This is a genomic window from Burkholderia sp. RS01 (assembly GCF_039748055.1).
Taxonomy (GTDB): Bacteria; Actinomycetota; Actinomycetes; order Actinomycetales; family Micrococcaceae; genus Arthrobacter.
This window is the reverse complement of sequence record NZ_JBDLAK010000001.1, coordinates 185,390-207,824: the sequence shown is the minus strand read 5'-3', so window position 1 is coordinate 207,824 and position 22,435 is coordinate 185,390. Positions and strand designations below refer to the sequence as shown.

Sequence of the window (22,435 nt, the reverse complement as noted above, 5' to 3'; positions counted from 1 at the left end):
GGCCCGGTGCGGGACTCCCCGTTACCCGCGCAAGCCTACCCACGGCCGCCGCGATGCGCGATGGGGAGGACTCCCCCGTTCCGGCACCTGGTCCGCTACGGGTTCAGTCCAGGACCAGGCCCTTGCCCTGGCCACGGGCCAGCACCACCGGCTGGATCTCGCCAAACCCGCGGACGTTCTCCACGTCCTGGGGAATCAGCACGAACCGCTCGTCCTGGTCCAGGGCTGCCGCGGTCATGGAGTCCACCAGCACCGTTCCCGGATCTGCCAGGGTGGTGAGCCGGGCGGCGAGGTTGACGGTGGGGCCGTAGATGTCTCCCAGGCGGGACAGAATCCGCCCCCAGACCATGGCCACCCGGGCCTCGGGGAGGATTTCGTCCCGGGTAAAGGCCTCCGCCAGCGCCAGGGAAATTTCCGCGCCGGCAGCAGGGGTTTCGGCGATGTAGAGGACTTCGTCGCCCACCGTCTTCACGAGGCGGCCACCGCCCACGGAAATGATCTCGGCGCATTTGTTTTCGAACCGCTGGACCAGCTTGGCCAGGGTTTTTTCGTTCATCCGCCGGGAGAGGCTCGTGTAGGACACCAGGTCGGCGAAGCCCACGGCCCGCGCCAGGGGCAGCGGAGCGTCGTCCTCATCGCCTTCGCGGCCTTCCTCGCTGGCCTGCAGCCCGGCCTCGGCCCGGACGGCCAGCCGCTGGACGCCGGCGTTGAGCTGGCGCCGCCACGAGTAGACCAGCATTTCCTCAAGGGGTTCCACGAGCGCGGGAAGTTCATGCACCAGGCGCTTGCGGGCCTGGGCGTCCGTGAGCCCTTGCTCATGGACCATGTCCTCGACGAGGGCCTCGATCTGCCACACCACCATGCGGTCCGTCATCTGGCCGATGGCCCGGGTGACGGAGATGGCGGCGTCTTCGGTGAGCTTTCCTGACCGGACCTGGTTCACCACGGTGTTCAGGGCGGCCTGGTCGCGCTCGGTGAAGGCTACGTCGTCGTCGCCGAGGTTGGGGAAGCCCAGGGCGCGCCACAGCTTCCGGGCCGACAGCAGCGAGAGTCCGGCGCCGGCGGCCACCTCACGGCGGCGCAGCTTGCGCTCGCCACCCAGCAGGCGCGCCTCGAGTGCTTTTGCCGCGATCCGTTCCGCGGAGAGGGTGCCGGTGTGCGGAGCTTCGACGACGGCGTCGGTCACCTCGCCGGTGTCCGTTTCCTGGCTGCTGCGCGGATCATCATCGTTCATCTCTTCCACCTTCTCTCATGTCCCGCGGAAAACCGGCGTCGAATTCCTCCGGCGCATGGCCCATTCCAAAAACTTCTTCATCCGGGAGCTCATCAATAGCATCCAGCAAGAACCTGTGGAACGTGGCAACTTCCGGCACGTCCCGCAACTCGGCGCTAAATTGGTGCCCGGCATCCAAGGATATATTCCCGGAGCGCAACATCCGCTGGAGCATCGTCTGGCTAACCGTGACATTACGCACTGAGGCCAGGAAGACCTGCTGGTCCCGCCGCCGCAGCACGCCGTAGCGGGCCAGGATCCGCTGGCTGGTCAGGAAGTAGCGGGTTGCATGCCACCGCATCAGCCTCGGCAGGCAATAGCCGGCCAGGACCCACACGGCCGCCAGCACGCAGGCCGCAACCAGCCAGGACGTCCATTGGCCCGACACGGCCGGAACCAGCCCGGACAGTCCGCCGCGGATGATCCAGGCGCTGGCAAAGGCGGCGAGGGCAGGCATCAGAACGAACACTACCGCCGGGACAAACAGCATCCTGGGCTGCGGGCGGGTCATCACAATGACCTGCTCCCCCGGCAGGAGTTCTTTACGCATAGCCGCTTTCCGCGGACTGCCCCGGCGGGGTCCAGGGGCGCAGGTGAACCACGTCCCCGGCAGTCACCACGTGTTCGTGGGAGGCGGCATCCACCACCCGCAGCGAGCCGGAGTCATCGAGCCGGGTGGCGTGGCCGATGATTTCGTGGTCGCCCGGCAGCTGGGCACGGACCTGCTTGCCCAGTGTCACCATGACGGCTTCCACGCGCTTGTGGAGTGACGGTCCGCCAGCCAGCCCCGCCGTGGGGTCGCCGTCGGCGTTGCAGAAGCTGCGGTACAGCATGCAGAACCGGGACAGGTAGCTCTTCAGGAGCACGGTCCGGTCCACGGTCCCGGCACCCTCAAGCTGCACGGACGTGGCCGTCGGAACCGGGAGCTCGGAGTCCGTGAGCGTGACGTTCAGGCCGGTGCCCAGGATGACGGGCGGTACGGAGCCGTCGCCCATCGGCCCCAGCTGGGCCAGGATGCCGGCAACCTTCCTGCCGCGGACCAGGACGTCGTTCGGCCACTTGAGCTCGGCAGGGATTCCCGCCGTCTCCAGCAAGGCATCGCGCAGCGCCAGCGCGGCCAGGAGGGAGAGCCACGAGTAGGTCTGCGTGGGCAGCGGCCGGCCGTCGGCGTTGACGGGCCGCAGCACCACCGAGACCAGGACCGAGCTGCGGGCGGGTGCTTCCCACGCCCGGTCCAGCCGTCCGCGGGCCGCAGTCTGGTGTTCCGCCGTCAGGACCGCCAGGTCCGGCCAGGCTTTCGGGTCCACGGTTACCGCACGTAGGAGGTCGGCGTTGGTGGAACCAGTGGTGTCTACCACCGTCAGCTGCGCGATTCCGTTGGCGGACAGGAATTCGGCGCTGGACAGCGCGTCCCGGTCCAGCGCGGGCCGCTCGGGCAGCCCCTTCGCTCCGGTGAGGTTCTCCTGCGGTTCACGGCTATCGTCAGGGCGTGCGGCTTCCATAGTTGAATCCTATCGAGTTACCGGGCAGGAACGGCCGGCCGGATCGGGTCAACCGGTCAGAGGAAGATGTCAGGGACGAGGCTGTCCTCGTCCGCGCCCAGGCTGTAGGGCCGGAAGTCGGTTACTCCGGCCGCGGACAGCACCTGTTCATCCGTGTAGAAGTTTCCGCTGGGGCTGCCCGTCCCCTCCGCGAGGTTGCTGCCGGTGAGCACGGCGTGCGCCGCGTCCGCCATGATTTCCGGACCGCGGGCCGCACGGACTATCGCGTCCCCTCCGGGCATGTTCCTGATGGCTGCGGTGTCAATCAGGGTGCAGGGCCAGAGCGAGTTGACCCTGACGCCGTCGGCCTTGAGTTCCTCCGCCAGGCCCAGCGTGGTCAGGCTCATGCCGTACTTGGCCATCGTGTAGGCCAGGTGCTTGCCTGCCCATTTGGGATCAAGGTTCAGCGGCGGCGAGAGCGTGAGGATGTGCCCGCCGTCCGACTTCCGAAGTGCGGGCAGGGCCAGCTTGGATAGCAGGAAGGTGCCGCGGACGTTGATGTCCTGCATGAGGTCGTACCGCTTCATGTCCACGGCGTCCGTGGTGGACAAATCGATTGCTGATGCGTTGTTGATGACGACGTCGATCCCGCCGAAATGCTCAACGGCGGCCGTCACGGCGTGCGCCACGTCCTCGTCATTGCGGACGTCCCCCACGAGCGGCAGGGCCTTGCCGCCGGCGGCCTCCAGCGCTTCGGCGGCGCTGAACACTGTGCCCTGGAGTTTGGCGTGGGGCTGCCCCGTCTTGGCGAGCAGCACCACATTGGCGCCGTCGCGGGCGGCGCGCAGGGCGATGGCGAGGCCGATCCCGCGGCTGCCGCCGGACATCAGGATAGTGCGGCCCTGCAGGGAACCGGCGGCACGGTAGGGCGTGGCCGGGGCGTGGAAAGCATCGTCGCTTGAAGTCATAGGGACACTCTAGCCGCTTAATGTTACTGGCGAGTAACATTGGTCATCTCGCCGACGCCGCGGACGAAAATTGTAGGATCCCTACAGCGGTGCGGGGAATAAGCGTCATTAGACTAGCCATCGGGGCCTTGGATTTGTGCGGAAGCTACTTAAGCCTGCACCCAGCGCCCCGCGTTACGCTGCTACAGCACCGATCAGCTACAGAGCCGGAGACATTCATGAGCCACGATCTGACCACGACGGCGGGAAAGATTGCCGATTTCCGCGACCGCCAGGCCAGTGCAGAGCAGCCCTCCGGCCCGGAAGCCGTCGAGAAGCAGCATGCCCGCGGCAAGAACACGGCCCGCGAGCGCATCGACCTCCTCGTGGACGAAGGATCCTTCGTGGAGTTCGACGCCCTGGCGGTGCACCGCTCCACGGCCTTTGGCATGGAGAGGAAGAAGCCGCTCGGCGACGGCGTGGTGTCCGGCTACGGCACGGTGGACGGCCGGCTCGTGGCGCTCTACAGCCAGGACTTCAGCGTTTACGGAGGTTCGCTGAGCCAGGTCAACGGTGAAAAGATCGTCAAGGTCCAGGAATTCGCGCTGCGCAACGGCTGCCCCGTGGTGGGCATCAACGACGGCGGCGGCGCCCGCATCCAGGAAGGCGTGGCCTCGCTGGCGATGTTTGCGGACATCTTCCGCAACAACGTGCACGCATCCGGCGTCGTCCCCCAGATATCGCTGATCATGGGCCCGTGCGCCGGCGGCGCCGCCTACTCCCCCGCCCTGACCGACTACGTGGTGATGGTGGACAAGACCTCGCACATGTTCATCACCGGCCCGGACGTCATCAAGACCGTCACGGGCGAGGACGTGGACATGGAAACCCTCGGCGGCGCCCGCCAGCACAACGCGACCACCGGCACGTCCACGTACCTGGCGTCGGATGAAGCCGATGCCATCGAATTCGTGCGGGAACTCCTCGATTTCCTGCCCTCCAACAACCTTTCCGAAGCCCCGGTCCTGGAGCACCAGCAGGAACTCGAGGTCGACGACGACGACCGCGCCCTGGACACACTGATCCCCGACTCCGCCAACCAGCCGTACGACATGCGCAAGGTCATCGAGCAGATCGTCGACGATGCCCATTTCCTGGAGATGCAGTCGCTGTACGCCCCCAACGTGATGATCGGCTACGGCCGGGTCGAGGGCCACACCGTGGGCATCGTGGCCAACCAGCCCATGCAGTTCGCCGGCACCCTGGACATCTCGGCCTCCGAGAAGGCCGCCCGGTTCGTGCGGCACTGCGACGCCTTCAACGTTCCCATCATCACGCTGGTGGATGTTCCCGGCTTCCTGCCGGGCAAGGACCAGGAATTCCAGGGCATCATCCGCCGCGGCGCCAAGCTCCTGTACGCCTACGCGGAAGCCACCGTGCCCAAGCTGACCGTGATCACACGGAAGGCCTACGGGGGCGCCTACATCGTCATGGGCTCCAAGAAGCTCGGGGCCGACCTGAACCTCGCCTGGCCCACCGCGCAGATCGGTGTCATGGGTGCGCAGGGTGCCGTCAACATCCTTTACCGCCGCGACCTTGCTGCCGTGGCCGAAGCCGGCGGCGACGTCGAGGCCAAGCGCGCCGAGGTCATCCGCCAGTACGAGGAGGAGCTGCTGAACCCCTACCAGGCCGCGCAGCTTGGCTACGTTGACGCCGTCATCGCCCCCTCGGACACCCGGGTCCAGATCATCAAGGGACTCCGGGCGCTCCGTGACAAGCGCGCCAGCCTCCCCACCAAGAAGCACGGAAACATCCCGCTGTGAGCCCGAAAGATCCGCCGGCCGACGCCCCGCTGGTTGAGCCTGGCGAAACCAAAGAGCCTGCCGAAGCCCCGCTCTTCTCCGTGACCAAGGGAGAACCGACGCCCGAGGAGCTGGCGGCGCTGACCGCCGTCGTCCTTTCCCTGGGGTCGGCCGAAGAGGCTGGCCTCGAGAAGCCCAGCGTCCGGCACTGGGTCCGGCGGCAGCAGCTTCGGCTCGGCCCGACGCCCGGTCCCGGCGCGTGGAAGCGCAGCGGCGGCTGAATATGCGGCTGGGGCCCTCGGGATCCGGAAAAGTTCAGTAAATCTTTCATAACTGGGCTGGCGCCGTTAGTCTCGTGGGGTGACTAGTGAAACCTCAGCCCCCGCGCGCCCCAAGACCGCCATCGATGCCGTCGCCGACGCGTATACGGACACGCTCATCCGGCTCAACCCGAGCTTCGCCACCATCTTGGGCGTGCCGGGCCACGACACCGAATTCCAGGACTTCTCCCCCGCCGGGATCGCGGAATTCGCCGCGGCGGCCCGCGAAACCCTCGACGAGCTCGCTGGCCTGGCTCCTGCCGACGACGTCGACGCCGTCACGCTTGATGCCATGCGCGAGCGGCTCGGGCTCCAGCTGGAAATCCACGCAACGGGCTGGGACGCCGCCGAGCTGAACAACATCGAATCCCCGGCGCAGAACATCCGCTCCATCTTTGACCTCATGCCGACCGACACCCTGGAGCACTGGGAGCACATCGCCGGCCGCGCCCACAACGTTCCCGGCGCGCTCAGCGGCTACATCGAGTCCCTCCGCGCGGCCAAGGCGGCCGGCCGGGTCTCCGCCTCGCGCCAGGTGGGCATCGTGATTGAGCAGACCACCAGGTACGCCGCCGAGGACGGCTTCTTCGCGAAGCTGGCGGCAGGTGCCACGTCCTCCGACGGCCCGCTGCCGGAGGACCTGCGGAAAAACCTCGACGACGGCGCTGCCGCCGCCCGGGCAGCGTACGCGGCGTTTGCCCAATTCCTCCGCGAGGAACTGCTGCCGGTTGCGCCGGACAAGGACGCCGTGGGGCGCGGGCGGTACGCGCTCGCATCGCGGTCGTTCCTCGGAGCCACCGTGGACCTGGAGGAAACCTACGCGTGGGGCGTGGGCGAACTCGACCGGATCATCGCCGCGCAGGAAGCCGTGGCCGGCGAGATCCGGCCCGGAGCCAGCGTTGCGGAGGCGAAGGAAATCCTGAACAACGATCCCTCGCGCCAGCTCAAGGGCACCGACGCCCTCACGGCGTGGATGCAGGGGCTCTCAGACCGCGCCGTGGCGGAGCTGGCCGGCGTCCATTTTGAGATCCCCGAGGTCATGAAAACGCTCGAGTGCCGGATCGCCCCCACGGACGACGGCGGCATCTACTACACCGGCCCTTCGGACGACTTCACCAGGCCGGGCCGGATGTGGTGGTCCGTTCCCGCCGGCGAGGACACGTTCACCACCTGGGCCGAGACCACTACGGTGTTCCACGAGGGCGTGCCCGGCCACCACCTGCAGATCGCCACTGCCGTCTACCGGCGCGAGCTCCTCAACAACTGGCGCCGGAACGTCTGCTGGACGTCCGGCCACGGCGAAGGCTGGGCGCTGTACGCCGAGAAGCTCATGGAGGAACTCGGCTACCTCAAGGACCCCGGCGACCACATGGGGATGCTCGACATGCAGCGGATGCGGGCGGCCCGGGTGGTGTTCGACATCGGCGTCCACCTTGAGCTGGAGATGCCGCAACGCTGGGGGTCGGGCGCGTGGACGCCGGACAAGGGTCTCGGCTTCCTCAAGGCCAACCTGGACATCAGCGAAGGGCAGCTGCAGTTCGAATTCGTCCGCTACCTGGGCTGGCCGGGCCAGGCTCCGTCCTACAAGGTGGGCCAGCGGCTCTGGGAGCAGATCCGCGCCGAAGTCGAGGCCCGCCCCGGCTTCGACCTGAAGGCCTTCCACACCAAGGCGCTGAACATCGGTTCCGTAGGTCTCGACACGCTCAAGCGCGCGATGCTGGGCTAAACCTCCTCGCCGAGAGATCTTTGCCACAGGCAGGGCGGGAATAACTTCACAAAAGCTTGCTCTGGCGCTGATTTTCCGGGCATCTGGACCATGCCGGGCAGCAAGGTGCGCGTAATATTTCTCAATGTCGGCTGGAAGCTGTATTTTGTGCGGCCTAGGTTGTTCGGGTGAGCAATCAAACCAGCACTTCTTCTCCGGCCGGACAGACCGGCTTCCAGCTGCCCCGGTGGGCAGGCTCCTTCGGCTTCCAGATCATCGCCGCCCTGATCGTCGGGCTCGGGCTTGGCCTCCTGGCCAAGTACACCGGCAGCACCAAGACCAGCCCCAACGGGCTCGGCGCCACGCTGCAGACCATCGGCTCGAGCTACGTCTCGCTGCTGCAGACCGCCGTCGTGCCGCTGATCTTCACCGCCGTGGTCAGCTCGATCTCCAACCTCCGCGAGGTTTCCAACGCGGCCAGGCTGGCCTGGAACACCCTGCTGTGGTTTGCCATCACCGCGCTGGTTTCCGTGGTGATCGGGATCGGCCTCGGCGTGCTGCTGCAGCCCGGCGCCAACACCGGCATTTCCGGCGAGGCAAAGGAATACTCGGGCAAGTCGGGTGACTGGTGGGCGTTCCTGACCGGCCTCTTCCCCAAGAACTTCCTGGGCCTCGGCGCAACCACCACGGTTGCCGATTCCGGCGCCGTGACCACGGCTGTCAGCTTTAACGTTCTGCAGATCCTGGTGATCGCGATCGCCGTCGGCATCGCCGCCCTCAAGGTGGGCAAGCAGGCCGAACCGTTCCTGGCACTCAACGCTTCGGGGCTGGCCGTCATCCAGAAGGTGCTGTGGTGGATCATCCGCATCGCTCCCCTCGGCACGGTGGGCCTGATCGGAAATGCGGTCGCCGTGTACGGCTGGGACACCATCGGCTCGCTGGGCAAGTTCACCGTTGCGATCTACATCGGCCTCGCCCTGGTGATCTTCGGCGTGTACCCCGTACTGGTGCGGTCCCACGGGCTCTCCGTGAAGCAGTACTTCTCCGGCGTGTGGCCGGCCGTGCAGCTCGCATTTGTGTCCCGCTCTTCCATCGGAACGCTGCCGCTGACCCAGCGCGTGACGGAACGGAACCTCGGCGTTCCCCGCGGTTACGCCTCCTTTGCCGTTCCGCTGGGCGCCACCACCAAAATGGACGGCTGCGCCGCGATCTACCCCGCGATCGCCGCCATCTTCGTGGCCCAGTTCTTCGGCGTCCAGCTGGATTTCAGCCAGTACCTGCTCATCGCCCTCGTGTCAGTCCTCGGATCCGCCGCGACGGCCGGAACCACGGGCGCCGTCGTCATGCTGACGCTGACGCTGTCCACGCTGGGACTGCCGCTGGCCGGCGTCGGACTCCTGCTGGCGATCGACCCCATCCTGGACATGGGCCGCACGGCGGTCAACGTGGCAGGCCAGGCGCTGATCCCCACCATCGTGGCCAAGCGCCAGGGCATCCTGGACGAGGCACTCTACAACGCCCCTCGCAACGGTGACCCGTTCACGGACGATGCCCCGGCTCCTGCCTCCGCGGCCTCCGCGGCCGAAGCCTCGGAAGCAGCACGTTCCGAAGCTGCGGCGGAAGGCCGTGAGCTGGCCGGTTCCAAGCCCTAGCCTCGGACCGCCGCCAGCAGGACTGTTCCCCGGCTATTCGCCGGGGAACAGTCCGTTAAGCCCAAATCGTCGGCAGGGCGGGTAGGGTACGGCCATGGATATCATTCTGGTTCCCGGGTTCTGGCTGGATGCGTCGTCGTGGTCGGAGGTCACGCCGCCACTGGTAGCGGCCGGACATCGGGTTCATCCGCTCACGCTGCCCGGGCTGGAGTCCGCGGATGCACCGCGTGCGGGCATCGGGCTGCGCAGCCACATTGACGCAGTCGTGGCGGCGGTCGACGCCATCGACGGCCAGGTGGTTCTGGTCGGCCATTCCGGCGGAGGCGCCATCATCCACGGCGCCGTCGACGCGCGCCCGGACCGCGTTGCCCGCGCTGTGTATGTGGACAGCGGCCCGCTCGGCGAAGGCGGAGTGATCAACGACGAACTTCCGGCTGAGGGGGACGACGTGCCGCTGCCGCCGTGGGAGGGCTTCGAGGACGCCGACCTGACGGATCTCGATGCCGGGCTGCGGGCCGCGTTCCGCGCACGGGCCATCCCGCAGCCGCGCGGCGTGGCCCAGGATCAGCAGCACCTGCACGATGTCCGCCGTTACGACGTCCCGGCCACGGTCATCGCGTGCGAGTTTCCGTCCTCCCTGCTCACGGAATGGATCGAAGCCAGCCATCCGTACGTGGCGGAACTGGCGCGCATCAACGACGTCGAATTCGTGGACCTGCCCACCGGGCACTGGCCCCAGTTCACCAAGCCCGCCGAACTCGGCGCGGCCATCCTCGCCGCGGTGGACCGCACGGCCTGAACCAAACCGGCGAGGCTTCAGCGACAAAATCAGCAAACTCCCGGCGTGCCAGCTAGCGCCCGCCGCCGCCGATCACGCCTTTTTCGACCGCCTTGGCCACGGCGTCCGCCTCAGCCTGCGTCAGAGTGCCGTCCTTAACTGCCTGATCGAGCCGCGGCTTCAGCTCCGCCGCCCGGTTCTTTAGCGCCTCCGTGCGCAGTTCTTCCAGGGCGGTCTTCACCTTGGCCTCGTCAATTCCGAGGGACTTTGCCAGGGACGCCGCAAGGGCCGCCTCCCGCGCCGCCCGGTCCGGCCGCTGTCCTTCCGCTCGGGGCGTCGCGGGCCGGTTGGCCTCGCGGAACGCCCTCAGCGCGTCCGTCACTTTGGCTTCGTCGACGCCCAGCTTGGCCGCGAGCGCGGCGGCCTGGGCGCCGCGCTCACCGTGGCCGTGCCCATGCCTGCCGCCATCCGGCCAATGACCGTCCGGAGCCGGATTGCCGGAAGTGCTGCTGGCACTGGGCGTGGGAGTCGGAGTGGCAGTTGTTGCCGCCGCCATCCCCGTAACGCCGAATCCCGCACCGAGCGCCACGGCCGCCGCACCGAGTCCGAGAGCCAGCTTCTTTGCACGCTTCATGATATTTCTCCTGGATCTGCCGTACAGTGACGGCGCCGTCCTCGCTGGCCGTACCGGCCATGGGACCAGTGTGCACTGCGGACATAAACCGGGGCCTATGAGGGGGCTGTGAACTGCATGTGAATCCGGCGGCGAACCTGTGAGCCGGCCCTCTCCGTAAATTCTTGCGCAGAGTGCAAACATGCACGTAGTGTAATTGCGTGCCACCTTCCACTTCTTCAGGGGCCATGCCCTCCGCCGCTCCGCCGTCCCGGCGTGAACTCAACAAAGCCGCAACCCGGCAGGCCATCTCGGACTCCACGCTGGAACTCCTGCGCAGCGAAGGGCCCGGCAATTTCACGGTGGAGGACATCGCCGAATCGGCAGGCATTTCGCGCCGCACCTTCTTCAACTACTTCAGCAGCACCGAGGCCGCCATCGCGTCGGTCACTCACGGCTTCCTGGACAGCGCCCTGGAGCAGTTCCGGCTCCGCCCGGCGGACGAACCCATCCTGGAGTCTGCGCGTGCCGCCCTGGTTGAGCTGGCCGACCCCATGACGGTCGCACCGATGGCCGAGCTCTTCAGCCTGACCCAGGCCAGTCCCCTGCTGGCCCGCTCCGAGCTCGAGGCCTGGGACCACTGCACGGAGCAGATCATCGCCGCCGCCCGCGAGCGCGCCGCCAACAGCCCTGCCGCGGAGATGGACGAGCTTTACCTCCGCGCCCTGGCCGGCTCCGTCATCTCCTGCGGCAAAGCCGCGATGGAAGTGTGGTTCAGCCGCTGCGGCACCGACCTCTCCGCGGAATCGCTGTCCATCCTCCGGCAACTGCTGATCGATTCGATGGGCCTGCTGGGATCCGGCTTCGCCGCCTCGCCGCTGGAACGCCCTGCCCTGACGGGCCAGGATTCCCCGCTGTCCCCGCCCCAGGCATCCATCTCCCCCGTCCCGCCCTCCTCAGAACGGTCCTGACATGGCACTTCTTTTGTACCGCCTCGGCAAGTTTTCCTACCGCCACCGCTGGCTCGTCATCTCGCTCTGGCTAGTGGCCCTTGCGGCCGTCGGCGGTTCCGCAGCCGCGTTTCACGGAACCATGTCCAACAACTTCCAGATCCCTGGCACAGAGACCCAGCAGATGGCGGACAAGCTCAAGAAGGAACTGCCCTCGGCGTCGGGCGGCTCCGCCGGGATCGTATTCGAAGCCAATGACGCCCGGTTCACCCAGGCGGGCAAGGACGCTGTGTCCGCCGCGCTGACAAAGCTCTCCAGCCTCCCGGACGTCCGGGGAACGGTGGACCCGTTCGCCACGCAGGCGCAGCTGGACAAGGCCGCCGCGGACGTCGCGGGCGGCGAACAGAAGGCAGCCGCGGGCAAGGTCCAGTTGGACAAGGCCGCCGCCGAACTCGCCGCCGGCAAGGCCCAGCTGGAGGCCGCCGAACAGCAAATGACCGCTGCAGGACTTCCGGCGGAAGCCATCGAAGCGCAGCTCGGCCAGCAGAAGGCCGCCCTCACCGCGGGGCAGGAAAAGATTGACGCCGGCACCAAGGAACTCGAGGCGGCCAATGAAAAGCTCGCCCTCGGCAAGCGCCAGCTGGAGGCCTCCCGTGGCATGCGCTTCGTCTCCGAGGACGGCAAGGCCGCGATCGCCCAGGTCCAGTTCAAGACGTCCATCAACGGACTGAAACCCGAGGTCCGCCAGCAAGTCCAGGACATCGCCAAGGAAGTCTCCCCCGCCGGGGTAGCTGCCCTGCCCAGCAAGGAAATCAGCGAGGACGTCTCCGAGATCTTCGGCATTGCCGAGATTACCGGCATCGCCGTCGCGGCCCTCGTCCTGATCCTCATGCTCGGCACCTTGGTCGCCGCCGGCCTGCCCCTCCTCATGGCGCTGCTGGGCGTGGCCGCCGGCGTGGGCGGCACGTTTGCGTTGAGCGGGGTTGTCGACATGAGCTCCATCTCTCCGATGCTGGCGCTCATGCTCGGCCTCGCCGTCGGCATCGACTACTGCCTGTTCATCGTCAACCGCCACCGCAGCCAGCTGCTGGCCGGCATGGACGGCGAGGAGTCCGTGGCCCTTGCCACCGGGACCTCCGGCAATGCCGTGCTCTTTGCCGGTCTGACGGTCATCATCGCCCTCGCGGCCCTCGTCGTTCCGGGCCTGCCGTTCCTGGCGGTGATGGGCCTGTCCGCCGCCGCAACGGTGGCCGTTGCCGTCGTCGTCGCCCTGACCCTGACCCCTGCGGTGCTCTCGCTGATCGGCAGGAGGCTGATTTCGAAGCGGGCGTGGGCCAGGGCTGAACAGCACAATGCCGAGCCCGGGCACGAGGCCGCGGACCGCGCCAAGGACGAGCACCGCAGCAGCCACGGCTGGGGCGGACTCGTCACCAAACACCCCGTGATGGCCACGCTGGCCGGCGTCCTGCTGCTCGGCATTGTCGCCTTGCCGGCGAGCCAGTTGAGGCTGGCTTTGCCGGACGGCGGTTCTGAGCCCGTCGATTCCCAGGCCTTCAAGGCCTATGACGTGACCAGCCGCAGCTTCGGCGAAGGCGCAACCGGCCCGATCGTCGTCGTCGGCGACCTCCCCGGGGGGCTCAGCGCAGCGGAGGCACAGGCAAAGCAGCTCGACGTCGCGGACATCCTCCGCAGCACGGAGAACGTCACGGCCGCCATCCCCGTAGCCCTGAGCGAGGACCGCCGCACCGCCGTGTTCCAGGTCATCCCCAGGGAGGGACCGGCCAGCGCCAGCACCGTTGAGGTCGTCTCCCGGCTCCGCGCCGAGAAAGCCGCGATTCAGGACTCCACCCGTGTAAGCATCGGACTCACCGGCCAGACCGCCGGCAACATCGACGTCTCCACCAAGCTCGGCGACGCCCTGCCGCCTTACCTGGGGATCGTGGTGGGACTCTCGCTGATCGTGCTGTTGCTGGTGTTCCGCTCCATTGTGGTGCCGCTACTGGCCACGGGCGGTTTCCTGCTCTCGCTGGCTGCCGCCTTCGGCGCTGTTGTGGCGGTGTACCAGTGGGGATGGCTGGGGGCGATCTTCGGCGTCGACAACCCGGGTGCCGTGCTCAGCTTCCTGCCTATCATCCTGATCGGTGTGCTGTTCGGCCTGGCCATGGACTACCAGGTGTTCATCGCCTCGGGCATGCGCGAATCCTTCATGCATGGCGAATCGGCACGGCACGCGGTCCGCTCGGGCTTCAGCCACGCCGCTGCCGTGGTGACCGCGGCCGCGATCATCATGGTCAGCGTGTTCTCCGGCTTCATCTTCTCCCACCTGAACATGGTCCGGCCGCTCGGCTTCGCGATGGCCTTCGGCGTGCTGGTGGACGCGTTCGTGGTGCGCATGACGATCGTCCCGGCCGTGATGTACCTGCTCGGCGACAAGGCCTGGTGGCTGCCCCGCTGGCTGGACCGCATCCTGCCCGACGTGGATGTGGAAGGCGCGCGCCTCCGCAAACCAAGCACGACGGCGGCGGCCGCCTCTGTACCCGAACCCGCCGAAGCTCCGGCCGGCTGATCCCGTCTGCCGCTGCTGCTGGTAGCCGCAGCGGTTGCCGGCTGCAGCGCCCCGGATTGATGGAAAGCCGCCCGCTGATCCTTTTGGATCGGCGGGCGGCTTTCTTCCCGCAGTCCCTAGTCGGTTCCTGGCGCCGCTCACATTCGAAACGTGTAACACCCGAGGCGATGGAGGCGACGGTGAAGGCCCGACCGCCTGGACCGGCGCCGACTGCCGCGCAGTTTAGATGTACCCGGCGGACGATCTGGAAGATCAGCTTCGAGGCGAACATCGTCGTCAAACTCAGCGCCGGCTAAATCGACTCAGGACCCAGTCACTCCGTCAACCAAACGCTGAAAATGAACCTGAGCAATCCGATGGAAAACGAAATTATCCGGAAGTTCACTCATGTGCCGTGCCCACTCGTCCTGGACGAACGAGGCTTTCAGACGGCCGTCCACAGCAAACCTCTCTTCCACCGCGTCAACGAAGTCGTGCAAATGTTCCGAGAAGTTGAGGAAGCAACTGTCGACTTTCGCGGTGGTTACGACTGCGTCATCCAGAAACTTAGGGTGCACGGCACAGTTGGCGATCGCCGCAAGTTCATAAGCGATCTCACGACCGCCAGGCCGTTTGCCGAACCATTTCATGAAGCTCCTGCGCCTTTCTTTGATGCCATCCAGGCTTTGATGCCATTCAGCCTGCCATGAACAGCCTCGCGATCCTGTTTCCACATACCAGGCCGACTAGTGGACCATTTCTAAGGCCAACGCCACTGGGCAGGTGGAATCAGCATCTGCGTTGTCGGCTCAGGCCGCGAGCGCACCGTCTCGTGGCGCCGCCTCGCGTCGCCGGGCACGTTTGCGAACCTTCGCGTACCGCCGGAGTTCGCGTCTGTGGCTCACTTCCACGCCGGGAGCATCACCCTGCGTCCCCGGTAGCGGCGGTGCTGTGGAGCGGTAGCTGTGGCCGGTCGGCGTACAGACTTCGAGAGTGTGCCTGAGCCGGCCGGCGTCGCCGGAACCAAAAGGCTTCACTGTCCAGCCAGGCGCTTCTTTGGTGTGGTTGCAGGCTTCGCAGAGCCGGCACCGTTTCCTTGGGTGGTGGTCCCGCCGCGATGCCAGGGAACGATGTGGTCCAGATGGCGGATGGGCGCGTCGCAATAAGGTGTGTCGATGAAGCGGCGCAGCCCCGCGGGGAACAGCCTGGCCCGGGAATCCATCGCAACCAGGTCTCCGGCACCCGGGGCCGTGTACAGCCGTCGCAGCCAGGCCTCAACGTCGTCCGAACCAGCGGCCCCGCCCTCCACTGCGGCGGCTTTCCTGACGGCACTCCTTGCCCATTCCGCCGGGACCACACCGTAACCGGGCAGCTGGGCCGGTTCGGAGTCGCCCTGGAACAGGGTGCGGTCTGTCATGATGAGCTGGATCTCGATCCCCGTGATCCCGCCTTGTGTGCCCGTGATCCTTTCAACCAGGCCGTCGGCCATGATCTGCCCCCGGGAACGTTCATCCCCTTCGGAGCGGAGGGAGTCCGCGTGGCGGCTGAGCGCTGCGTGCACGGCCACACCGGCCGAGACGGGCAACAGGGCGGTCAGGTAGCACATGGTGTCCGGAGCGGGACGGAGACTGACATGCCGTTCGGTGGCGGCGTGGGCTGCGCGCTGAGTGACGGAGCGCGGGTCGCGGCGATAGGCGGCGGTGCGGGCTGCGGCCACCAGTGCCCGGTCTCCGAAACCGGTCAGTGTTCCTGCGTCGGGCGCGAGTTCCTCATCGACAGCACACCGGTCCGCGGAGGACAGGCACGCCGTTTCGCGCACCAGCAGCGTGGTCCGCCACTCGTTCAGCTGCCCCGCCTCCAAGGCAGCGAGCGTGTGGGGCATCTCCATCACCAAGGCCTTGGCCAGGCCCAACAACCGGTTCCCCTTGGCCGGGGATTCGCGACGCGCGAGGGCTATCTGTGCTCCAATGCCTGCCCCGAGCTGGTCAGCGGGGATCCCGGCCGCAGCCCGCTCCCGGCGCTGCAGCTGGTCAAATGCTACCGACAGGCGGGCCTGACGAGCAGCCAACGCAGACTTCCTGTCTTCCAGTGTCCGGATCTCATCAATCAGGCGGGCACCGTCCTGCTCGGCCGTGCCTCCGCTCAGGGCTGAGCCTGCACCGTCGGTTGCCGGACCCTGACCGCAGCTGCAGGCGCAACCGCACCCCGCTGCGGCCGGAGCCGGGTCGGACCCCCAATTACCGTCCATGGCTCAAGTGTCCCGGTGGGCTCTGACATTAAGCGCGATCACCCTAATGAGGGCCCGCCGAAGCCGGTCGGGCAAAGTCACTTCCCGAAGCGCGCGGATGCCGATCGTGAGCAAGCCACGGAGGTCGTAATCAACGCGTCCGGCCATTGTTGGCCCCTTCCGGTCCCTGATTCCGTCGATGATGCAAGTGTCCCTGTGGGCTGTGACATTTAAGGACGGGCGGTGGCAGAGGACCGGATCGGCTTCCGGGATTAGGCTGGAGCGGTGACCCGCCTCATTCTTGCCTCCCAGTCCCCCGCCCGCACCAAACTGCTCAGCAACGCCGGCATCGCCCACGAGGTCCTCGTTTCCGATGTGGACGAGGACGCCGTCCAGGCCCGCTACGGCGTGACAGACCCGCACGACACCGCCCTCCTGCTGGCCCGCGCGAAGGCCGAGGCCGTGGCCTCCCTGCCCGAGGCCGACGGCGCCCTGGTGATCGGCTGCGATTCGGTCTTCGAGTTCGACGGCGAGGCCCACGGCAAGCCGTACACCGCCGAGGTAGCCAAGGAACGGATGCTCCGGATGAGCGGCAGCATGGGCGTCCTGCACACCGGCCACTGGCTCGTGGACTGCCGGGACACAGACAACTCCAACGACGACGGCCGCGCCGGTTCCGGCGCGACCCTCGGCTCCGTGTCCTCCGCCGAAGTCCACTTCATGGACATGAGCGAAGCCGAGATCGATACGTACATCGCCACCGGGGAGCCGCTCCAGTGCGCCGGATCCTTCACGATCGACGGCTACGGCGGGGCCTTCATCCGCAAGGTCGACGGCGACCCCCACACCGTCGTCGGGCTCTCCATCTCCACCCTGCGCGGACTGCTGGGCCAGGCGAAAGTCGGCGTCACTGAACTCTGGACCGGCGGCGCCGTCGATCCCGCCGAGGTGCGGGCCGAATGAGCCAGATGGCGGCTTCTTGTAGCAAACCTACAAAGCAGAGGCTTCCTACGCGCGGATTCCGCCAGTAATATCGGCGGAATCCTCAAAATCAAGCTAGGCTCCCTGAAGGAAAGAAGGAGACGCCTTGTCAGTAAAGCCGGAGCAGTCCGCAGGTCCAGTGCACGCAAATCTCACCAAAGTCCTGATCGCGAACCGCGGTGAGATCGCAGTCCGCATCATTCGCGCAGCCCGCGACGAAGGCATCGCCTCCGTTGCCGTCTACGCCGATCCCGACCGCGACGCCCTGCACGTCCGGCTGGCCGACGAGGCGTACTCCTTGGGCGGCAACACCGCCGCCGAGTCGTACCTCGTGATGGACAAACTGATCGAGGCGGCCCGCCAGTCCGGCGCCGACGCCATCCACCCCGGTTACGGCTTCCTGGCCGAGAACGCCCAGTTTGCCGCGAAGGTCATCGACGCCGGCATCACGTGGATCGGCCCGTCCCCGGAGGCAATCACCGCCCTCGGCGACAAGGTCCAGGCCCGCCACATCGCCGAGAAGGTGGGCGCACCGCAGGTTCCCGGCACCGCGGACCCGGTGGAGTCCGCCGAAGAGATCCTCGAATTCGTGGACAAGTTCGGCCTGCCCGTGGCCATTAAGGCTGCCTTTGGCGGCGGCGGACGCGGCATCAAGGTGGCGCGCACCCGCGAGGAAATTCCGGAACTCTACGACTCCGCCGTCCGCGAGGCCGTCGCTGCCTTCGGCCGCGGCGAATGCTTCATCGAGCGCTTCCTGGATTCCCCCCGCCACGTCGAAACCCAGTGCCTCGCGGACGCCTACGGCAACGTCGTCGTGGTCTCCACCCGCGACTGCTCCCTGCAGCGCCGGAACCAGAAACTCGTCGAGGAGGCGCCGGCGCCCTTCCTCACCGAGGAGCAGAACCGCCGCCTCTACGAATCTTCCAAGGCCATCCTCAAGGAGGCCGGGTACCTCGGCGCCGGAACGTGCGAGTTCCTGGTGGGCCAGGACGGCACCATCTCCTTCCTTGAGGTCAACACCCGTCTCCAGGTGGAGCACTGCGTGTCCGAGGAGGTCACCGGAATCGACCTCGTCCGCGAGCAGTTCCGGCTGGCCCGCGGCGAGGAACTGGGCTATGGCGATCCCGAGGTCCGCGGCCATTCGATCGAATTCCGCATCACGGGCGAGGATCCGGGCCGGAACTTCATGCCCGCCCCGGGCACCATCACCACGCTGAAGAACCCCACGGGGCCCGGCATCCGGATCGATTCGGGCGTGGAGCAGGGCGACATCATCAGCGGAAACTTCGATTCCATGCTGTCCAAGCTGATCGTCACCGGCGCCAGCCGCCCCCAGGCCCTGCAGCGCTCCCGCCGCGCCCTCGAGGAGATGGTGGTGGAAGGCATCCCCACCGTCATCCCGTTCGACCTGGCCGTGGTCAGCGACCCCGCCTTCGCCCCCGCCGAGGGGCCCTTCAGCATCCACACACGCTGGATCGAGACCGAGTTCGTCAACGACCTTCCGGCATGGACGCCCGACGGCGGCACTCCCGACGCCGAGGAAGCCGGGGAACGCCGCACCGTGGTGGTCGAAGTGGGCGGCAAGCGCCTTGAAGTGGCACTCCCGGCCTCCCTCGGATTCAGCGGCGCGGCCTCCAGCGCCGGTGCGAAGCCGGCCAAGTCCAAGAAGCGCAGCCGCTCGGGCGGCGCCACCGCGGCGGCAGGCGGAAATTCGCTGACCTCCCCCATGCAGGGAACCATCGTGAAGGTGGCCGTGGCCGAGGGCGACGTCGTCGCTGAAGGCGATCTCGTCGTCGTGCTTGAAGCGATGAAGATGGAGCAGCCGCTGACCGCACACCGTGCCGGCACCGTGACCGGCCTGACGGCCGCAGCCGGCCAGACGGTGGCCGCGGGCGCCGTCATCGCCACGATCGAGGACTGACCGATCGAGGACTGAGAACGCATGCAAATGCCCGGTGTGTGATCACACCGGGCATTTGTATGTGCCGGACCAGCGATCCGGAAGGGCCTACGTATCAGGCCACGTTGTTTTCGTAGTCCAAGTCGCGGGTTTCCTTGCTCAGGAACAGCGCGACAAGGGTCAGCACCGACATGACGGTGAGGTAGACGCCGACCAGCACGGGGCTGCCCTTCGCCATCTCCCAGAGCCAGACGGCGATGAACGGTGCCACCGCTGCGCCCAGGATGCTGGAGACGTTGTAGCTGACGGCCGAGCCGGTGTACCGGACGTTCGTCGGGAACAGCTCCGGCAGCAACGCGCCCATCGGTCCGAACGTCAGGCCCATCAGCGAGAAGCCGATGATCAGCAGCGCCATGGTGCCGACGAACCCGCCGCTGAACAGCGGGACGAACAGCAGGCCGAACACGAAGATCCCGGCCGTCACGGCGATCAGCATCTTGCGGCGGCCCCACTTCTCGGCCAGGGGGCCGGAGACGAGGGTGAAGATGCCGAAGAACACGACGCCGGCGATCAGCATCCAGAGGAAGTCGTTACGGCTGTAGCCCAGTCCGGGAACGAACGCCGCGGCAGCGGCCTCGGTCATCGGCTTGCCGGCCTTCTCCGCGGCCGCCTTGGCGGCGTCCAGTGTGGCGGGGCGGGTGCCGTAGGTCAGCGTGAACGTGGTCATCAGGTAGAAGAGCACGTAGGTGGCCAGCATGATGAACGTGCCCAGGATCAGCGGACGCCAGCTGGTCTTGAAGACCCGGGCGAGCGGCAGCTTGGCCACCTCGTTGGATTCGAGCACCTTGGTGAACGCAGGCGTCTCGATCAGCTTGAGGCGGACATAGAGGCCGATGATGACCATCACGGCGCTCAGCAGGAACGGCACGCGCCAGCCCCACGCCACGAAGTCCTCCGGGGTCAGGGCGTAGCTGAACACCAGGAAGATGACGTTGGCGATGATGAAACCGATGGGCGCACCCAGCTGCGGGAAGGTGCCGTAGACGGCGCGCTTGTTCGCCGGGGCGTTCTCGGTGGCCAGCAGGGCTGCACCGCTCCATTCGCCGCCGAGGGCAAGGCCCTGGGCGAACCGCATGACCACCAGCAGCGCTGGGGCCCAGAATTCCCAGCCCGGAACGAGGGCCGTGGGCAGGCAGCCGATGAGGAAGGTGGCAATACCCATGGTCAGCAGTGACGCCACCAGGGTGCCCTTGCGCCCGAACTTGTCACCGAAGTGGCCAAAGACGATCGAGCCAAGCGGGCGGGCGATGAAAGCGACGCCAAAGACTGCGAAGGAACTCAGCAGCTGGGTGGTTTCGTTCTGGCCGGGGAAGAACAGCCGTGGAAAAACGAGTACCGCGGCCGTGGCGTAGACGTAGAAGTCGTAGAACTCGACTGTGGTGCCGATCAGGCTGGCGACGATCACGCGCCCGCGCGAGTTCACTTGCTTGGCTGACCCCGGCTGCGGTGTTGTGGCAGTGGATGACATGTAGTAACGCTTTCGTGAGAACCGGGCCGGCGTCTCCAAAAAGGCTGCCCGGCAGAGGGATACAGAGACTTCAATACTACTTAGCAAAGTCCACTCAATGGACAAAAGGTCCGGAATGCGGACATTTTCTGCCGTCTCAAAATGAGCGCCTTCAAACAGCCTAACGCCGCCGGAAGCGCGCTGATAGGCAAATGTCACAGCACGTTAACAAACGGCGACCGTCCGCGAAATGCGGCTTCCCTACCTTAGAAGGACAACATCCCCCAAGGAGGTACACCGTGACTGCTGACCGCCCCGCAGAAACCGGCACCGGCAATTCCCTCGATCTTGCCGCCGAGCCGAGGTACGGAAGCGCCTCCGCTTCCGCAACCGCCACCGACGCACCCGCCCTTGAGGTCCGTCCGGGCCGCTGGATCGCCAACTGGGACGCTGAGAACAAGCACCAGTGGGAAACTCAGGGCCGCGCCATTGCGCGCCGCAACCTCAACTGGTCCATCTTCGCCGAATTCCTCGGCTTCGTCGTCTGGCAGCTCTGGTCCATCGTCGTGGTCCAGCTCCCCGCCGCAGGCTTCACCTTCAGCACCTCGGAAATTTTCTGGCTCATCTCCATGCCGAGCCTCGTCGGCGCCACGCTCCGGATCCCCTACACGTTCATGGTCCCCCGCTTCGGCGGCCGGAACTGGACCATAGTTTCCGCCATGCTCCTCCTGATTCCTTCGGTCGGACTGGCCCTGTGCGTCTCGAACCCTGCGACCCCGTTCGGCGTCATGCTGCTCGTGGCAGCCCTGGCCGGCTTCGGCGGCGGCAACTTCGCCAGTTCGATGGCCAACATCACCTTCTTCTACCCTGCCCGCGAAAAGGGCTGGGCGCTGGGGCTGAACGCGGCCGGCGGCAACATGGGTGCCGCCGTCGCACAGCTCGCCGTTCCGATCGCCATCACGCTCCTGGCCGCCGGCACCGTCAACCTGCCCGTAGCCGGCCTCATGTGGGTACCGCTGATCCTCCTCGCCGCCTTCGGCGCCTGGAAGTACATGGACAACCTCACCAGCGCCAAGGGTGACGTGGCCGGATCGCTGGCCGCGCTCAAGGAACCGCACCTGTGGATCATGGCCCTGCTGTACATCGGCACGTTCGGCTCCTTCATCGGCTTCGCCGGCGTCTTCCCCAAGCTCATCAAGGACTACTTCCCCGCCTTCTCCTCCATCGGAGTCGGCACGGTGGCCCTTTCGCTGGCCTTCCTCGGCCCGCTGGTGGGCTCGCTGGCCCGCCCCTACGGCGGACGCATGGCTGACCGCCTTGGCGGGGCCCGGATGACCGTCTCAGCCTTCGCCGCCATGGCCGTGATCACGCTGACCATGATCTGGACCCTGCCGCTGAAGAACTTCTGGCTCTTTCTGGTCCTCTTCCTCATGCTCTTCACGGCCAGCGGCTTCGGAAACGGTGCCACGTACCGCATGATCCCGGTGATCTTCGCCATCTCCAGCAAGGCCGCCCGCTCGGGTGCCAGCTCGGTGACAACCCAGCGCCTTGCTTCCTCGGCCCTCGGCCTGATCTCGGCCATCGGCGCCTACGGCGGGTTCGTGATCCCGCAGGTGCTGAACGCTTCCAACACGGCCAGCGGCTCCTACACCCCGGCGTTCTACGGCTTCGTCGGAGCCTACGTCGTAATGCTGGCGGTCTGCTGGTTCTTCTACATCCGCAACGCCAACCGAAATGCGATGGGACACGTCTAA

General features: G+C 66.8%; 18 protein-coding genes. 10 read left to right on the top strand and 8 right to left on the bottom strand.

The features are described 5' to 3' along the window. Positions 1-103: 103 nt before the first annotated feature. The 4 genes from ABFP37_RS00930 to ABFP37_RS00915 are packed head-to-tail and all read right to left on the bottom strand — an operon-like array spanning position 104 to position 3,722. Positions 104-1,234 carry an adenylate/guanylate cyclase domain-containing protein gene (locus ABFP37_RS00930; protein WP_078030040.1) on the bottom strand — a complete coding sequence of 377 codons (1,131 nt, stop codon included), beginning with the start codon at positions 1,232-1,234 and terminating at the stop codon, positions 104-106. Then, a complete protein-coding gene (locus ABFP37_RS00925) occupies positions 1,224-1,823 on the bottom strand; it encodes a PH domain-containing protein (RefSeq protein WP_078030041.1) in 600 nt (199 codons plus the stop codon). The genes ABFP37_RS00930 and ABFP37_RS00925 overlap by 11 nt, the downstream gene beginning before the upstream one ends. Next, the gene (locus ABFP37_RS00920; RefSeq protein WP_078030042.1) at positions 1,816-2,775 is read right to left on the bottom strand and encodes a biotin--[acetyl-CoA-carboxylase] ligase; all 960 of its coding nucleotides are present in this window, start codon (positions 2,773-2,775) and stop codon (positions 1,816-1,818) included. The genes ABFP37_RS00925 and ABFP37_RS00920 overlap by 8 nt, the downstream gene beginning before the upstream one ends. A gap of 56 nt (positions 2,776-2,831) precedes the next feature. Beyond that, on the bottom strand, positions 2,832-3,722 hold the full coding sequence (locus ABFP37_RS00915; RefSeq protein ID WP_078030043.1) for an NAD(P)-dependent oxidoreductase: 891 nt from the start codon (positions 3,720-3,722) through the stop codon (positions 2,832-2,834). Between the two features lie 218 nt (positions 3,723-3,940). Between ABFP37_RS00915 and ABFP37_RS00910 the strand changes: the two genes are divergently transcribed. The 5 genes from ABFP37_RS00910 to ABFP37_RS00890 all read left to right on the top strand — a co-directional run bounded on the left by ABFP37_RS00910 (position 3,941) and on the right by ABFP37_RS00890 (position 9,979). Further along, entirely contained in the window at positions 3,941-5,524 is a 1,584-nt protein-coding gene (locus tag ABFP37_RS00910) for an acyl-CoA carboxylase subunit beta (RefSeq protein WP_347032463.1), read from the top strand. After that, the gene (locus tag ABFP37_RS00905; protein ID WP_347032462.1) at positions 5,521-5,784 is read left to right on the top strand and encodes an acyl-CoA carboxylase subunit epsilon; all 264 of its coding nucleotides are present in this window, start codon (positions 5,521-5,523) and stop codon (positions 5,782-5,784) included. Before ABFP37_RS00910 ends, ABFP37_RS00905 begins: the two co-directional genes overlap by 4 nt. A 79-nt stretch (positions 5,785-5,863) precedes the next feature. Then, positions 5,864-7,549 (top strand): DUF885 domain-containing protein, encoded by a 1,686-nt coding sequence (locus tag ABFP37_RS00900; RefSeq protein ID WP_347032461.1) that lies wholly within the window; start codon positions 5,864-5,866, stop codon positions 7,547-7,549. Positions 7,550-7,716: 167 nt separating this feature from the next. Beyond that, positions 7,717-9,180 (top strand): dicarboxylate/amino acid:cation symporter, encoded by a 1,464-nt coding sequence (locus ABFP37_RS00895; protein WP_347032460.1) that lies wholly within the window; start codon positions 7,717-7,719, stop codon positions 9,178-9,180. A 94-nt stretch (positions 9,181-9,274) separates the two neighbouring features. Next, positions 9,275-9,979: an alpha/beta hydrolase gene (locus ABFP37_RS00890; protein WP_347032459.1), complete on the top strand. Its 705-nt coding sequence runs from the start codon at positions 9,275-9,277 to the stop codon at positions 9,977-9,979. A gap of 52 nt (positions 9,980-10,031) precedes the next feature. Here ABFP37_RS00890 and ABFP37_RS00885 read toward each other — a convergent pair whose 3' ends face one another. Continuing rightward, entirely contained in the window at positions 10,032-10,592 is a 561-nt protein-coding gene (locus ABFP37_RS00885) for a hypothetical protein (protein WP_347032458.1), read from the bottom strand. Positions 10,593-10,792: 200 nt separating this feature from the next. Between ABFP37_RS00885 and ABFP37_RS00880 the strand changes: the two genes are divergently transcribed. Then, complete coding sequence (locus ABFP37_RS00880; protein ID WP_347032457.1) at positions 10,793-11,542, top strand: TetR/AcrR family transcriptional regulator; 750 nt, start codon at positions 10,793-10,795, stop codon at positions 11,540-11,542. 1 nt (position 11,543) lies between these two features. Beyond that, positions 11,544-14,087, top strand: a complete 2,544-nt coding sequence (locus ABFP37_RS00875; RefSeq protein WP_347032456.1) for an MMPL family transporter — start codon at positions 11,544-11,546, stop codon at positions 14,085-14,087. A 302-nt stretch (positions 14,088-14,389) separates the two neighbouring features. Here the strand turns inward: ABFP37_RS00875 and ABFP37_RS00870 are convergent, their stop codons facing one another. Together ABFP37_RS00870 and ABFP37_RS00865 are read right to left on the bottom strand one after the other, a co-directional pair. After that, complete coding sequence (locus tag ABFP37_RS00870; protein WP_078030051.1) at positions 14,390-14,716, bottom strand: hypothetical protein; 327 nt, start codon at positions 14,714-14,716, stop codon at positions 14,390-14,392. A 383-nt stretch (positions 14,717-15,099) separates the two neighbouring features. Further along, positions 15,100-16,134, bottom strand: coding sequence for a DUF222 domain-containing protein (locus tag ABFP37_RS00865; protein WP_347032455.1), 1,035 nt, complete (start codon positions 16,132-16,134; stop codon positions 15,100-15,102). Between the two features lie 444 nt (positions 16,135-16,578). Here ABFP37_RS00865 and ABFP37_RS00860 point away from each other — a divergent pair, with 444 nt between their 5' ends. Both ABFP37_RS00860 and ABFP37_RS00855 read left to right on the top strand, forming a co-directional pair. Then, on the top strand, positions 16,579-17,256 hold the full coding sequence (locus tag ABFP37_RS00860) for a nucleoside triphosphate pyrophosphatase (RefSeq protein ID WP_347032454.1): 678 nt from the start codon (positions 16,579-16,581) through the stop codon (positions 17,254-17,256). Positions 17,257-17,380: 124 nt separating this feature from the next. Then, positions 17,381-19,195, top strand: a complete 1,815-nt coding sequence (locus ABFP37_RS00855) for a biotin carboxylase N-terminal domain-containing protein (RefSeq protein WP_078030054.1) — start codon at positions 17,381-17,383, stop codon at positions 19,193-19,195. Between the two features lie 94 nt (positions 19,196-19,289). On the opposite strand, the gene ABFP37_RS00850 is transcribed toward ABFP37_RS00855, so the two are convergent. After that, positions 19,290-20,702 carry an MFS transporter gene (locus tag ABFP37_RS00850; RefSeq protein ID WP_347032453.1) on the bottom strand — a complete coding sequence of 471 codons (1,413 nt, stop codon included), beginning with the start codon at positions 20,700-20,702 and terminating at the stop codon, positions 19,290-19,292. A 278-nt stretch (positions 20,703-20,980) separates the two neighbouring features. On the opposite strand from ABFP37_RS00850, the gene ABFP37_RS00845 reads away from it, so the two are divergent. Continuing rightward, entirely contained in the window at positions 20,981-22,435 is a 1,455-nt protein-coding gene (locus ABFP37_RS00845; protein WP_078030056.1) for an MFS transporter, read from the top strand.

Coding starts and splice junctions, on each gene's coding strand:
- ABFP37_RS00930 (WP_078030040.1), bottom strand. CDS start 1,234: ATGAACGATGATGATCCGCGCAGCAGCCAGGAAACGGACACCGGCGAG.
- ABFP37_RS00925 (WP_078030041.1), bottom strand. CDS start 1,823: ATGCGTAAAGAACTCCTGCCGGGGGAGCAGGTCATTGTGATGACCCGC.
- ABFP37_RS00920 (WP_078030042.1), bottom strand. CDS start 2,775: ATGGAAGCCGCACGCCCTGACGATAGCCGTGAACCGCAGGAGAACCTC.
- ABFP37_RS00915 (WP_078030043.1), bottom strand. CDS start 3,722: ATGACTTCAAGCGACGATGCTTTCCACGCCCCGGCCACGCCCTACCGT.
- ABFP37_RS00910 (WP_347032463.1), top strand. CDS start 3,941: ATGAGCCACGATCTGACCACGACGGCGGGAAAGATTGCCGATTTCCGC.
- ABFP37_RS00890 (WP_347032459.1), top strand. CDS start 9,275: ATGGATATCATTCTGGTTCCCGGGTTCTGGCTGGATGCGTCGTCGTGG.
- ABFP37_RS00885 (WP_347032458.1), bottom strand. CDS start 10,592: ATGAAGCGTGCAAAGAAGCTGGCTCTCGGACTCGGTGCGGCGGCCGTG.
- ABFP37_RS00875 (WP_347032456.1), top strand. CDS start 11,544: ATGGCACTTCTTTTGTACCGCCTCGGCAAGTTTTCCTACCGCCACCGC.
- ABFP37_RS00870 (WP_078030051.1), bottom strand. CDS start 14,716: ATGAAATGGTTCGGCAAACGGCCTGGCGGTCGTGAGATCGCTTATGAA.
- ABFP37_RS00850 (WP_347032453.1), bottom strand. CDS start 20,702: ATGTCATCCACTGCCACAACACCGCAGCCGGGGTCAGCCAAGCAAGTG.